A 13,734-nucleotide genomic window follows, 5' to 3' on the forward strand; every position below is an offset into this window, starting at 1 on the left:
CACTTTTTTCGGGTAGTAGTGCGCGACTTCCTACTACAAAACGTTTGGAGCACTCGGCCACAGGCCGACGGGGAATCTCATGACGCAAGCCAATAACGCCGTGTACACCGATCTGAGTGTCGATGATCTGGTCAAAGAAGCCCTCAGTCGCGGTGAAGGCGAGCTTGCCGATACTGGCGCGCTGGTTGTTCGCACCGGTCATCGTACCGGTCGTTCACCGGTTGACCGTTTCATCGTTGAAGAGCCGACCACCCAGGACGCCATTGCCTGGGGCCCGATCAACCGCAAGTTCCCGGCCGACAAGTTCGACGCCCTGTGGGACCGCGTAGCAGCCTATCTGGGCGAGCGTGAGCGTTTTGTCTCCCATGTTCATGTAGGTTCCGACCCTGCGCACTACCTGCCGGTCAAGATGACCACCGAGACTGCCTGGCACAACCTGTTCGGCCGCTGCCTGTTCATCAACCCCGAGCAGTACAACGCCGGTGGCAAGGATGAATGGCAGATCCTCAACGCGCCGAACTTCGTCTGCGAGCCTGAGCGCGACGGCACCAATTCCGACGGCACCGTGATCATCAACTTCGCGGCCAGGAAAGTACTGATCGCCGGCATGCGTTACGCCGGTGAAATGAAGAAAGCGCTGTTCTCCGTCCAGAACTTCCTGCTGCCAGCGGTTGACGTACTGCCTATGCACTGCGCCGCCAACATGGGCGAAGAGGGCGATGTAACCCTGTTCTTCGGCCTGTCGGGCACGGGCAAAACCACGCTGTCCGCCGATGAAAGCCGTTACCTGATCGGTGATGACGAGCACGGCTGGGGTGTTGGCGTGGTCTTCAACATTGAAGGCGGTTGCTATGCCAAGTGCATCGACCTGTCCGAGAAGAACGAGCCGGTTATCTGGAAAGCCATCCAGCACGGCGCCGTACTGGAAAACGTTGTCCTGGACCCGGTCACCAAGAAAGCCGATTACGCCGACGACAGCCTGACCCAGAACAGCCGCGCCGCCTACCCGCGTGAACTGATCGAAAAACGCGCACCGAAAAACCTCGGTGGCGAGCCAAACGCAGTGATCTTCCTGACTTGCGACCTGACCGGCGTACTGCCGCCGGTGTCGATCCTCAGTGAAGAACAAGCGGCCTACCACTTCCTGTCCGGTTACACCGCACTGGTGGGCTCGACTGAAATGGGTTCGGGCAGCGGCATCAAGTCGACGTTCTCCACCTGCTTCGGCGCTCCATTCTTCCCACGTCCTGCTGGTGAATACGCTGAGCTGCTGATCAAGCGTATCCGCGGCTTCGGCTCCAAGGTCTACCTGGTCAACACCGGCTGGACCGGCGGTGGCTACGGCGTCGGCAAGCGCTTCAACATCCCGACCACCCGTGCGGTGATCGCGGCAATTCAGAGCGGCGCGCTGATCGGTGCTGAAACCGAGCACCTGGACATCATCAACCTGGACGTGCCGTTGGCTGTTCCGGGCGTTGAGACTGGCCTGTTGAACCCACGCAACACCTGGACCGACAAGGCTGCCTACGACGAAGCCGCCAAAGCATTGGCTGGCTTGTTCATCGAGAACTTCAAGAAGTTTGAAGTGAGCGACGCGATCAAGGCGGCTGGACCGCAGTTGTAAGGCTTGGTGAGCGAATGAAAAAACCGCCCTTTTCAGGGCGGTTTTTTTATGGACGGTTTTTGAGGGGGCGGATGCAATGCTGTGCTGCTCCCGGCTCGAAAGCAGCCATTATTCCACCTGGAATCACGGTAAACAGCCAGAATAATGCCACTTAATGCGTGCCGTTCGGCTACACCCCTTCCACTTCCTGCGTCTCCCAGCGCTGAGCCTTGATTGCCTTGTAGAGCATCCCAATGGTCAGTGGCACCTTGCTGCCACGGCCCTTGGCCCTGCGCTTTTGAAACACATCAAATCCTTCCGGCTGAAAGTAGCGGTACGCGTCGTAGTCAATGAGGTCGAGGGCGAACCGCTCCTCCAATGCTTCCATCAGATGCCGGGCGTCCGCGCCGTCACAGCCCAAGTCGAGATTGATGGCGGTGTCCAGACGGATTGTCTTGCGCTCCGGCAGGCCGATTTCTTCATGGAGCAGTTCCATGAGCTGGCGCATGGCGTGGTCGTCAGGAAAATCTGGGGCGAGGTACATGAAAAAATGTCCGGGCTGAGGGTGGCGTCTGTATAGGTGGAAAGTTTAGGGCGAAATCTTTGCCCGTTGGAAAAAGAAGAAATATCCCACGACCGTCTAGGAACTGTCCGGGAGGCTTCGACAGCCGCGAGCGGTAGCGGCTCCTGGTTCAGTCAGCCAGCGGTCCTGGGGCGCGTCGTGAGGCCGCCTCAAGGTCCATCAACCCTCTGCCGTAGGCTTCGCTGTTGGCGTAGATGCCAGTGCGGTTGGCTGTCGCCAGCAGATGTTCGCGCACTTGCTGGGCGTTGAGCTGCGGGTAGAGGCTTTGCAGCGCGGCCAGTGCGCCACTGACCAACGCGGCGGCCGGGGATGTGCCGGCGGTTTGCACGTAACGGCCATCCTTGCCCACGGTAAGCAGGCCTGCCTGTGGACCTGCGTCGCCGCCGGGTACGGCGATGCACCAGGCGGCTGCGACGCCGCAATAGTTGGATTTTCCATTGATGGTGCTGCCATCGTTTTTCAACGCCACGACCGCGATCCAGCCTTTCTCCAGTTCCGGCAACGCTGCCGGTAACCCAGGTTCGGCCAAGGGCTCGCGCTTGAGCTCATTGCCGGTCGGGAAGACAAATACGGCGCCGTCTTCCACCAGTTTTCGGGCAGCGGCCAGGGAGTCGGGCATCACCTGGTTGTAACGTGCTTCAGTGATTTCGGTGGCGGGGATGGCGTTGGCCCACGAGTTATTGAACAGGCGCGCGCCCTTGTCGAAACCGCTTTGCCAGGACTGTGCGATTTCGCTGTCGAAAAAAAACGGTTCGTTGTCGTCGCCGAAACGGAAGGGGATCAACCTGGCCTCAAACGCGATGCCATGCATGCCCTGGTCGTCCTTGTTGGCGGCGAGGATGCCGGCCATTTGCGTGCCGTGACCGACCCGGTCAAGGGTACCGGGACGGTTTTCGACATGGTCGAATCCGGGGTCACCCAGCCTGCCCTCGAACTCCGTCAGCCTGCTGTTCAGTCCAGAGTCAATCAGCGCCACGGTCACGTTCCGGCCGATGCCACCCCGGGCATACAGAGCTGAGGCTTTGACGATGGCCAGACCTTGCTGGGCGCGGTATTCCGGTGTTTCGAACACGGTGGTTCGCATGTCGGGTTGTGCTGGAATGGTCAAGCAACCGGCCAGCAGTGAGGCCGACGTTAGCGCCAGGGTGCGTAGCGCGGAAAATGGATGTGACATGGTTCAGTCCTTGAGCGGAGTCTTGAGCGCCAGGCTTCCAGGCCTGTAACGCATGAGTGGATGGCGCACCTTACCTTGCAAGCGAAACGGGAACGAGGCATCAAAGTGCCTGGATTTGTATCGCCTCATGGCAAAGCACAAAGGCGCTGAGGCTGTATCATCCGGTATCGTTTTCCCCCCAAACCTTTTCTCGACTCCCTGCGCCGTCCGGCTAGGCTTTTGGCATCGCAGCAGTCAAGGAGTGACCGCCTATGCACAGCACCCTGGAACAGGTTTTCGGTTATCCGCAGTTTCGCCCCGGTCAGGAAGCTGCCGTCAGCGCAGTACTTGCCGGTCGGTCGGCAGCGGCCATTTTTCCTACCGGCTCGGGCAAGTCCCTGTGCTATCAATTGCCGGCCCTGCTATTACCGCATCTGACCCTGGTGGTCTCGCCGCTGCTGGCACTGATGCAGGACCAACTGGCGTTCCTGCATCGCCATGGCATTGCGGCGGCGAGTATCGATTCAGTCCAGCGTCGTGACGAAGCCAGCGAGGTCATGGCACGGGCCCGTTCGGGCGAGTTGAAGATTCTGATGATTTCGGTGGAGCGGCTGAAGAACGAGCGCTTTCGCAATTTCCTGCAGCAGGTACCGATCTCGTTGCTGGTGGTAGATGAGGCCCACTGCATCTCCGAATGGGGGCATAACTTTCGTCCCGACTACCTCAAGCTCCCCGACTACCAGCGTCAGTTCGACATTCCCCAGGTGTTGCTGTTGACGGCCACCGCAACGCCCAAAGTCATCGCGGACATGCAGGCGAAGTTCGCCATCGCCCCCGACGATGTGGTCACCACCGGCTTCTATCGACCTAACCTCAACCTGCTGGTGGAACCGGTGCGCGGCGCGGATAAACGGCGGCGACTGGTGCAATGGCTGGGCGAGCGAGCCGGGCAGCCGAGCATCGTCTATGTCACCTTGCAGCGAACCGCCGAGCAGATTGCCGAGCACTTGAGCCAGCATGGAATTGGGGCCGAGGCTTATCACGCCGGCTTACCTCATGAACAACGCGAAGCCATTCAGCGACGGTTCATGGGCGGGCAGTGCAATTGCATCGTTGCGACCATCGCCTTCGGCATGGGTATCGACAAGAGTGATATCCGCAACGTGGCGCATTTCGACCTGCCTAAATCCATCGAGAATTACAGCCAGGAGATCGGCCGGGCGGGGCGTGACGGGTTGCCGTCCGATTGTCTGGTCCTGGCCAACCGTGACAGCCTCAATGTGCTGGAAAACTTTGTTTATGGTGATACGCCGGAGCTGATGGGTATTCGGTGCGTGCTTGATGAGTTGAAGGCCGCAGCGGCCGATGGGCAATGGGAGTTTTTGCTGGGGCCGCTGGCGGACAAGAGCAACATCCGGCAACTGCCGCTCAAGACGCTGCTGGTGCAATTGGAACTGCGCCGGCTGATCGCGCCGCGTTATGCCTATTTCGCGGAGTATCGCTTCAAGTTTCTGATCGAGCCGCAGGCATTGCTCGAGCACTTCGAAGGTGAGCGTCAGGCGTTCGTCTCGGCCATCATCCAGACCTCCAGCCGTGCTCGTACCTGGGCCACGGTGGATTTCGACGGGATGTACCAGCTGTATCACGCCGAGCGGAACCGCGTGGTCAAGGCGCTGGATTACTTTCAGGAAAAGGGCTGGGTCGAGCTGGAAAGCAAACAGATGACCGAGGTGTATAACGTGCTTGAAGCAGGGTTCGACGTTCAGGCGCTGAGCGCCGAGTTGCACGACTATTTCACCCGGCACGAGCGTGGGGAGATCGCGCGGATCCACGCGATGCTCGAACTGTTCGCCACCGATCATTGCCTCGGTTATCGGTTGGCCCAGTATTTCGGCGATGAAAGTGCACCGCAGCGCTGTGGTCATTGTTCGGTGTGCCATGGACACGTTGCCCGTCTGCCGGAGCCACCACCATTACCAGTACTGGTGGACAGAGACTTCAACGCGCTGTGTGGCGACTTTATCAACAGGCACGAGCAGCATACCGGCAGTGCCCCCTCTGCGGAGCGGGTGACCCGGTTCCTCTGCGGCATCAGCGTGCCGTTGTTCACCAAGCTGAAGGCACGGACGATTCCAGGATATGCGCAGCTGGAGGATTACCCGTACGCCGAAGTTCGCCACTGGGTTCAAGCGGCTTTGTAATCCGCATCCATCCGATGAATGCCCGCCATCACACGAATAAATTTCAAAAATATTCTGCGGCTGACTAAGGTGAGGGCTGTCTTTGGATCGCCAACAAGAGAGCAAACATGAGCCAGACACCCTTCGATATTCAGCGCGCCGCCGTAGTCGGTGCAGGCACTATGGGGCGGGGCATCGTGATGTGCCTGGCCAACGCCGGCGTGACGGTGCAGTGGGTCGACAACAACCCGCAGATGCTGGAACAGGCGTTAGCTGCCGTGGCCGATACTTATGCCCACAACGTGCGCCAGGGCCGTATCGACCAGGGTGAAGCCGATGCCCGAATCGCCAGGGTGACGCGGGCAGATGACTACGCGGCGATCCGCAATGTGGATCTGGTCATCGAGGCGGTTTACGAGAACCTTGAGCTCAAGCAGAAGATCTTCCGCGAGCTGGACGGCTTGCTCAAGCCGCAAGCCATTCTGGCGAGCAACACCTCGGCGCTGGACATCGATGCGATTGCCGCCGTCACCCGCCGCCCCACCCAGGTGTTGGGTCTGCACTTCTTCAGCCCGGCGCACATCATGAAGTTGCTGGAAATCGTTCGTGGTGCGCAAACCTCCAAAGCGGTGCTGGACGCAGCCCTGGTATTGGGCAAGCGCATGGGCAAGGTCAGCGTGGTGTCGGGCAATTGCCACGGGTTCATCGGCAATCGGATGCTTCACCCCTATGTGCTGGAGGCGCGCAAGATGCTGCTGGAAGGGGCGTTTCCCCATCAGGTTGACGCGGCATTGCAGGGTTTCGGCTTCGCCATGGGGCCGTTTCGCATGTACGACGTCGTCGGCATCGACCTGGAGTGGCGCGCTCGGGAACTGGCGGGCAAAGGTCAGGATGCACCCGAGGTGCAAGTGGACAACCGTTTGTGCGAACTGGGTCGGTTCGGCCAGAAAAGCGGCAACGGGTACTATCACTACGAAGCCGGCAGTCGCCAGGCCGAGCATGATGTAGAGGTCGATGCGCTGGTGCAGCGAGTCAGTGAAACGTTGGGTTTTCAGCGTCGCGAGATCGGCCCCGAGGAAGTCCTCGAGCGTTGCTTGCTGGCGCTGGTCAATGAGGGCGCGAAAATCCTGCAGGAAGGTATTGCCGAGTCGGCTCATGACATCGACCTGGTGTATCTCAACGGCTACGGCTTCCCCGCGGACAAGGGCGGCCCGATGGCCTGGGCCGACCATCAGGGACTTGAAGACATCCATGCACGGCTGCTGGAACTCGAAACGAAGCAGGGGGACCACTGGAAGCCCGCGCGTCTGATCGGGGAGCTGGCGGCCCAGGGCAAGGGATTCGCACAACACCAGGCCTCAAAATCCTGAACAACGCATGAACCATTGAGCAACCGTAAAGGACACCTGATGCCCCAACGTAGCGAATACCCGCACCTGCAACCGATCACCACACGCTGGCACGACAACGACGTGTACGGTCACGTCAACAACGTGACTTATTACAGTTTTTTCGACACGGCGGTGAACACTTATCTGATCGAGGTCGGCGGCCTCGATATCCACGATGGGGAGGTGGTGGGGTTCGTGGTGAGTTCGGCTTGCGACTACTTTGTCTCGATCGCCTTTCCCGACCGGATTGAAATCGGTCTGCGGGTGGGGAAGCTGGGCAGCAGTTCAGTGCAGTATGAGCTGGCGGTGTTCAAGGCGGGGGAGGAGGAGGCCTGCGCGGCGGGGCGCTTTGTGCATGTTTTTGTGGAGCGGTCTTCGAATCGGCCAGTGGCGATTCCGGATCGGTTGCGCGCCGCTTTGGAACGGCTGGTGATTTAAACGAAAAATCGCAGTCTCCTGTCAGGCGCTTGAGAAGCGCTGACGAAGACTGCGATTTTCTATCGACTACTGGTTAGAGCCAGTGATCAATCGTCGTGATAGCGATGTTTGTGCTTGTGCTTGCGATGCCCATAGGCATGGCCACGACCTGGATGGCCGTCACGGTAGTAACGGCGATCACCACGGCGACCGTCATAACGACGATCGTCGTCATCGTCCTTGCCCATATAGTTGCCCAGTGCACCGCCAGCGCCGCCGCCTGCTGCTGCACCGATCAGGCTGCCGGTGGTGCCGCCTACGCTACGGCCGACCACGTTACCGCCGGCTGCGCCCAGCGCACCGCCAATCGCTGCTTCGCCGCGGCTGCGTTTGTCCGCACCGACCGCACTGCCACCCGCGCCACCCAAGGCTGCGCCGATGGTGGACCCGGTGTTGCCGCCCAAGGACTGGCCGACCACAGAACCCAGAACCCCGCCCAATGCGCCGCCCACGCCTGCTTCGGTGGTGCCACCGGCAGAGGCTGCGCCACTGATCAGGCCAAGGGACAACAAGAGAATCGAGGAGAACTTCATAGAGGAGCCTCAAAGGGATGACGGCGCGATCCTGAGGCTGGCTTCGCTTGGTTACAATCGAAATCCGACGAGTAACACGACTTGTGCACAATTCGATAAGTTATTGTTTTTTGGGCGGAACTTAACAGATTTTCGCCGGTCTTTAGCTACTTCGGACAGGCCGTTTTCTATGGAAAACGGCCTTTTTTGTGGGCGATTGAAAAGCAGGATTGTGGGGAGCCAAGCCTTGCTCCCACACAACCTAATCTCCTGGCACGTTGTGTCAGGCCGACTTGGCCAGAATCAGCCCATTCTCGCTCGCTGCTTCCAGACGGATCGCCACGAATTTCGAAGTCGGGGTATGGCTGCCGTCGCCGGTGCTCTCCAACGGCACCAACGGATTCACTTCAGGGTAATAGGCGGCGGCCTGTCCGGCGGGAATGTCGAATGCCAACAGGGTAAAGCCTTTGACCCGTCGCTCGCGGCCGTCATCCCAGAGCGAGACGATGTCGGCCTTCTGCCCAGGTTTGAAGCCCAGTCGAATGATGTCCGCTTCGTTGACGAACAACACGTCACGCTGGCCCTTCACGCCGCGATAGCGGTCATCGAGGCCATAGATGGTGGTGTTGTACTGATCGTGGGAGCGCATGGACTGCATGATCAGGTCAGGCAACTGCCCGGTGGCGCGGGTGCGTTCATGCACCAGGTCGGTCGGCAGCCGGTTGGGCTTGAAGTTGGCGCGGCCTGAGGCGGTGTTCCAGCGACGTGCACCGGCGCTGTTGCCCAGATAGAAGCCGCCGGGGTTCTGGAGCTTTTCGTTGAAGTCTTTGAACCCCGGGATGGTATCGGCGATCAGGTCGCGGATGCGGTTGTAGTCCGCCACCAGCCAGTTCCAGTCCACCGGGTGGTGGCCCAGTGTGGCGGCGGCGATGCAGGCAATGATCCAGGGCTCGGAACGCATCTGGTTCGACAGCGGCTGCAATTGGCCATTGGATGCATGGACCATGCTGAAGGAGTCCTCCACGGTCACCGCTTGTGCGCCTTCGACTTGCAGGTCGATGTCGGTACGGCCCAGGCACGGTAGGATCAGCGCCTCTTTTCCATGAGCCAGATGGCTGCGGTTGAGCTTGGTGCTGATCTGCACAGTCAGGTCGCAATTGCCCAAGGCCTGGAACGTCCGATCACTGTCCGGGGTGGCCTGGGCGAAGTTGCCGCCCAGAGCGATGAAGACCTTCGCCCGGCCGTCAGCCATGGCGTGGATCGCTTCGACCACGTTGTGGCCATTCTCGCGCGGCACCTTGAACTGGAAGCGACGCTCCAGCGAGTCAAGGAACGCCGCCGGCGGACGCTCGTTGATGCCCATGGTCCGGTCGCCCTGCACGTTACTGTGGCCGCGAACCGGGCACAGACCGGCGCCCGGCCGGCCGATGTTGCCGCGCAGCAGCATCAGGTTGGCGATTTCCTGGATGGTCGCCACCGAATGGCGGTGTTGGGTGATGCCCATCGCCCAGCACATGATCACGTTCTTGCTGATGGCGTACATGCGCGCCGCTTGTTCGATCTCGACCAGGGTCAAGCCCGACTGCTCAACGATCTGCTCCCATGGCGTGTCATCGACCACGGCCAGGTAATCCAGTACGTCGATGCTGTGTTCGTTCAGGAACGCATGGTCGAACACTGCGGCAGCGCCGGTGTTTTGCGCCTCACGTTCCCATTGCAGCAGGAACTTGGCCATGCCCCGCAGCACGGCCATGTCGCCACCCAGGGCCGGACGGAAATAGGCGGAGTTGGTCGGTTTATCCCCGTTGGTAAGCATTTCGATCGGGTTTTGCGGGTGCTGGAAACGCTCCAGGCCACGCTCCTTGAGCGGGTTGATGCACACCACCTGGGCGCCGCGTTTCACTGCTTCGCGCAGCGGTTCGAGCATGCGTGGATGGTTGGTGCCCGGGTTCTGGCCCCAGACGAAAATCGCGTCGGCGTGTTCGAAATCGTCGAAAGTCACGGTGCCTTTGCCTACGCCGACACTCTGAGACAGCGCCACGCCACTGGCTTCATGGCACATGTTCGAGCAGTCGGGAAAGTTGTTGGTGCCGTAGGCGCGCACGAATAACTGATAAAGGTAGGCTGCTTCGTTGCTGGCCCGGCCCGAGGTATAGAACTCAGCCTGGTTCGGGCTGGAGAGCCCCTGCAAGTGTTTGCCGATCAGGGCAAATGCCGCTTCCCAACTGATGGGTTTGTAGCGGTCGGTTTCGGCGTCGTAGCTCAGTGGCTCGGTCAGGCGCCCCTGGTATTCCAGCCAATAGTCGCTCTGCTCCAGCAGCGACGTCACACTGTGTTTGGCGAAGAATGCGCCATCGACACGGCGCTTGGTCGCTTCCCAGTTCACGGCTTTGGCGCCGTTCTCGCAGAACTTGACCATGCCGCTTTCCGGCGAGTCGCCCCAGGCACAGCCTGGGCAGTCAAAGCCGCCGTTCTGGTTGGTCTTGAGCATCATGCGCAGGTTCTTCAGCGCATTGTCGCTGGTCAGCCAGGCCTGGGCGACGCTGATCAGCGCGCCCCAACCACCGGCCGGACCCTTGTAGGGCTTGTAGCGCGGTACGGGTTTCTGATCGGCTTGTTGATGATTGCTCACGCTTGATTCTCCATCGCAGGGCTATAGACCCGCGGCGCACTTTTCTGCGGCAGGTGGATGAGATTGAGGTTGTGCTGGCGGGCCCACTGCACGGCAAGGCCGGTGGGTGACGACAGGCTGACCAGGGTCTGGATGCCGGCGCGCAACACCTTCTGGATCAATTCGAGGCTGCAACGACTGGTGACGATCGCCACGCCTCCGTTCACCGGGATCTGTTGCCGGATCAGCGCGCCGATCAGTTTGTCGAGCGCGTTGTGCCGGCCGATATCTTCGCGTCCCAGCAGCAATTGGCCTTGGGCGTTCATGAACAGGGCCGCGTGTACCGCGCCGCAATGCTGGCCCAGGGGCTGGAACTGGCCGATGCGTTGACGCAGGCCTTCGAGCCACTGGGCCGGTGGCAGTGGCGTGCCGGGCAGTGCCTTGAGGTTCGGTAATGCCTGCTCCACCGCTTCCACCCCGCAAAGCCCGCAGCCGCTGGTGCCGGCCAGTTGTCGGCGTTGTTGCTTGAGGTTCCAGAAAGCGCGGTTGGCGATGGTTACCTGGGCGTATTGCGCAGAACCGTCGCCGCTCAGTTGCACGTCATAGATGTCCGCAGGGTGTTCAATGATGCCGCTGCCTAGGCTGAAGCCGACGATGAAGTCTTCAAGGTCAGACGGCGTGACCAGCATGACGGCCTGACTGATGCCGTTATAGGCGATCGCCAGCGCCACTTCCTCGGCCAGCGCGGTGCTGTCCGATTGGGAATGGTCCAGGTTGCAGTAGCGATAGCTCTGGCTGGCGGCTGGCGCGGGTATTTTCTCCGCAGGCGCAGAACAGACCGGAGGCTTGTCGTTCATAGGCATCACTGACAGTGGGAATAGTGATAAGACTAAATGCGGCAATCTGCCACGTCTAATCGCTATTACTGATCTATCAATAGATGACGTCGATCAAGATGTCGTTGATGATTTCTGGTAGAGGGCGAAGCAAGCCTCCGCCAAAGCCGAGCGCGGAGCGCCGCGGCGCATGATCAGACCCAGTGGGACCAGGGTTTGCGCGTCTTCGATGGGCTGGATGCGCAAGTCCTGGGTCAGCATGCCCACCCCACTGTCCAGCGGCATCACTGCGCAACACAGTCCGCCGTGCACGGCTTGTAACAATTGATGCACCGCGTCGGTTTGCAGCAGAGGGCGGGGTGTGAGGCCTCGACTGTGGAAGTTGTGGTCGATGGACTGACGAAAATGCATGCCGCTGGTGAGCATGCCCAGGGGCAACTCGATCAGCGCCTCCCAGCTCAGCGGCTGCTCGCCGAAATAGAAGTATCGCTGGTCAAAGAGCAAGCCCATGCGCGTATGGTTGAAGGGCAGTGCGTCGAAGCGCTCGGTGTCCAGGCGCTCCAGATAGGAAATGCCCAGGTCGATGCGGTTGTTCGCCAGTTGTTCGAGGATGCGTTCGGAGCTTAAGGATGACAATTCGAAATGCAGGTTAGGGTGCTCGCTGTGCAGCCGCTGCATCATCGACAACGGATCGAAGTCCGACAATGGCACCACACCCAGGCGCAGGGTACCCACCAGGTTGCCACGGCAGGCCGCCGCTTCGGCCTGTAGACCGTCATAGGCCGCCATGACCGTGCGTGCCCAGGCCAACACCCGCTCCCCCGGAGCGGTGAAACCTTCAAAGCGCTGGCCTCGATTGACCAGCGGCAGACCCAGCTCTTCCTCAAGGCTGCGCAGGCGCATTGACAGGGTTGGTTGGGTGATGTGGCAGCGCGCGGCCGCTTGGCCGAAGTGGCGGGTTTCGTCGAGCGCGATGAGAAATTTCAGCTGCTTGATGTCCATCTTCGTTCCAGGGCGCGGGAAGGTTGGGATTCTAGCGCTTTGTGCGCGGCAGGGTCATTGGTCGGCTGGGAACCGGGTTCGTTTGGCTTGGTCTAGGCTTTTGCGTCTGGACACTTAAACCCAAGGAGCGTGCACCATGAGTATTTTTAGTTTTGTGAAGGAGGCCGGCGAAAAACTGATCGATCTGCTGACTCCCGGTAATGCCAACGCCAGTGAGCAACTGAAAGAACACATCAGCAAGGTTGGTCTTGGTAACCCGAATGTTCAGGCGACCATTGAGGGCGATAAAGTTACTGTTATTGGTGAGGTGGGTAGTCAGGAGGAGAAGGAGAAAATCCTGCTGGCGGTAGGCAACATCGCAGGTGTGGGCAGTGTTGATGATCAGATCACGGTAACCGGGCCAGTCGCCCAGGCCGCTCGCTTTGTTACCGTAAAAAAGGGCGACACACTCAGCGCCATCTCCAAAGCCGAATATGGCGATGCGAACAAGTACAACAAGATTTTTGAAGCCAACAAACCGATGCTGTCGCATCCGGACAAGATCTATCCGGGGCAGGTGCTGCGCATTCCCGAATAAAGCTTGAGGACCGCATCGTCTTCATCGCGAGCAGGCTCGCTCCCACACTGGATCTGTGGCGAACAAGGAACCTTTGTGAGAGCGAGCCTGCTCGCGGTGCAAACGACCGGGTATCAAAGCCCGGCAATCAAATCCCGATAATCCCCCAACGCCTCGAACTCCCCCGTATCCTTCGGCCCTTTGCGGCTGTCCGGTACGCTAACTGCCAGCAGGTGTGCCACGCCAAATTCCCGGGCGCTGCGCAGCACTGGCAAGGTGTCGTCGATAAACAGGCTGCGGGCCGGGTCGAAGTTCAGATCGGCTTGCAGGGCATCCCAGAACTGCGGGCTTTCCTTGGGAAAACCGTAGTCGTGAGAGCTGATCAAACGTTCGAAGTAAGGGGCCAGTTCGATGCGTTCCAGCTTCAGGGACAACGAGTCGCGATGGGCGTTGGTGATCATTACCACCCGTTTACCCGCCCGCTGGATCGCCGCCAGGAACGTGTCGGCGTCCGGGCGCAGGGCAATCAGGTGCGCGGTTTCCAGCTTCAGTTCGCGCACCGGCAGTTTCAGCTCGGTGCTCCAGAAGTCCAGGCAATACCACTGCAATTGGCCGGCGTTGCGCTCGAACAGCGGCTGCAACTCCAGCTCCGCCATGGCCCGGCTCACGCCATGCAGTTCGGCGTAGCGTTGGGGCAAGTGTTCCATCCAGAAATGGTTGTCGTAATGCAGGTCCAGCAGGGTGCCGTCCATGTCCAGCAGCACCGTATCGATCTCGTGCCAGGGCAGCAAGGCCATAAAACTTCTCCAGCGGTAATCGGATATCCGACA

General features: G+C 60.0%; 12 protein-coding genes. 5 read left to right on the forward strand and 7 right to left on the reverse strand.

Going from position 1 to position 13,734, the window contains the following annotated elements; all coding sequences use genetic code 11:
- Positions 1-79 precede the first annotated feature (79 nt).
- Positions 80-1,624: a phosphoenolpyruvate carboxykinase gene (locus tag QOM08_RS01270; RefSeq protein ID WP_047226846.1), complete on the forward strand. Its 1,545-nt coding sequence runs from the start codon at positions 80-82 to the stop codon at positions 1,622-1,624.
- Between the two features lie 169 nt (positions 1,625-1,793).
- Here the strand turns inward: QOM08_RS01270 and QOM08_RS01275 are convergent, their stop codons facing one another.
- Positions 1,794-2,147: a DUF1493 family protein gene (locus QOM08_RS01275; protein WP_047226847.1), complete on the reverse strand. Its 354-nt coding sequence runs from the start codon at positions 2,145-2,147 to the stop codon at positions 1,794-1,796.
- Positions 2,148-2,295: 148 nt separating this feature from the next.
- Positions 2,296-3,360, reverse strand: a complete 1,065-nt coding sequence (locus QOM08_RS01280; RefSeq protein WP_316912455.1) for a S8 family peptidase — start codon at positions 3,358-3,360, stop codon at positions 2,296-2,298.
- 251 nt (positions 3,361-3,611) lie between these two features.
- Between QOM08_RS01280 and QOM08_RS01285 the strand changes: the two genes are divergently transcribed.
- From QOM08_RS01285 to QOM08_RS01295, 3 genes are all read left to right on the forward strand, one after another.
- Positions 3,612-5,540, forward strand: a complete 1,929-nt coding sequence (locus QOM08_RS01285) for an ATP-dependent DNA helicase RecQ (RefSeq protein WP_139048812.1) — start codon at positions 3,612-3,614, stop codon at positions 5,538-5,540.
- A 107-nt stretch (positions 5,541-5,647) separates the two neighbouring features.
- Positions 5,648-6,889 (forward strand): 3-hydroxyacyl-CoA dehydrogenase, encoded by a 1,242-nt coding sequence (locus QOM08_RS01290; protein ID WP_047226850.1) that lies wholly within the window; start codon positions 5,648-5,650, stop codon positions 6,887-6,889.
- 39 nt (positions 6,890-6,928) lie between these two features.
- Complete coding sequence (locus tag QOM08_RS01295) at positions 6,929-7,348, forward strand: thioesterase family protein (RefSeq protein ID WP_316912456.1); 420 nt, start codon at positions 6,929-6,931, stop codon at positions 7,346-7,348.
- Between the two features lie 86 nt (positions 7,349-7,434).
- Here the strand turns inward: QOM08_RS01295 and QOM08_RS01300 are convergent, their stop codons facing one another.
- The 4 genes from QOM08_RS01300 to QOM08_RS01315 form a co-directional block, all read right to left on the reverse strand.
- A complete protein-coding gene (locus QOM08_RS01300; RefSeq protein WP_047226852.1) occupies positions 7,435-7,920 on the reverse strand; it encodes a glycine zipper domain-containing protein in 486 nt (161 codons plus the stop codon).
- A gap of 262 nt (positions 7,921-8,182) precedes the next feature.
- Complete coding sequence (locus tag QOM08_RS01305; RefSeq protein ID WP_316912457.1) at positions 8,183-10,531, reverse strand: FdhF/YdeP family oxidoreductase; 2,349 nt, start codon at positions 10,529-10,531, stop codon at positions 8,183-8,185.
- A complete protein-coding gene (gene fdhD / locus QOM08_RS01310; RefSeq protein WP_107323085.1) occupies positions 10,528-11,367 on the reverse strand; it encodes a formate dehydrogenase accessory sulfurtransferase FdhD in 840 nt (279 codons plus the stop codon). Before fdhD ends, QOM08_RS01305 begins: the two co-directional genes overlap by 4 nt.
- Positions 11,368-11,460: 93 nt before the next feature.
- A complete protein-coding gene (locus tag QOM08_RS01315) occupies positions 11,461-12,348 on the reverse strand; it encodes a LysR family transcriptional regulator (RefSeq protein ID WP_139048814.1) in 888 nt (295 codons plus the stop codon).
- 136 nt (positions 12,349-12,484) lie between these two features.
- Between QOM08_RS01315 and lysM the strand changes: the two genes are divergently transcribed.
- Complete coding sequence (lysM, locus tag QOM08_RS01320) at positions 12,485-12,925, forward strand: peptidoglycan-binding protein LysM (RefSeq protein ID WP_107323084.1); 441 nt, start codon at positions 12,485-12,487, stop codon at positions 12,923-12,925.
- Positions 12,926-13,038: 113 nt separating this feature from the next.
- On the opposite strand, the gene yrfG is transcribed toward lysM, so the two are convergent.
- Positions 13,039-13,701 carry a GMP/IMP nucleotidase gene (gene yrfG / locus QOM08_RS01325; RefSeq protein WP_047226857.1) on the reverse strand — a complete coding sequence of 221 codons (663 nt, stop codon included), beginning with the start codon at positions 13,699-13,701 and terminating at the stop codon, positions 13,039-13,041.
- Between the last annotated feature and the right edge of the window lie 33 nt (positions 13,702-13,734).

Source organism: Pseudomonas sp. P105 (assembly GCF_032614175.1).
Classification (GTDB): domain Bacteria; phylum Pseudomonadota; class Gammaproteobacteria; order Pseudomonadales; family Pseudomonadaceae; genus Aquipseudomonas; species Aquipseudomonas rhizophila.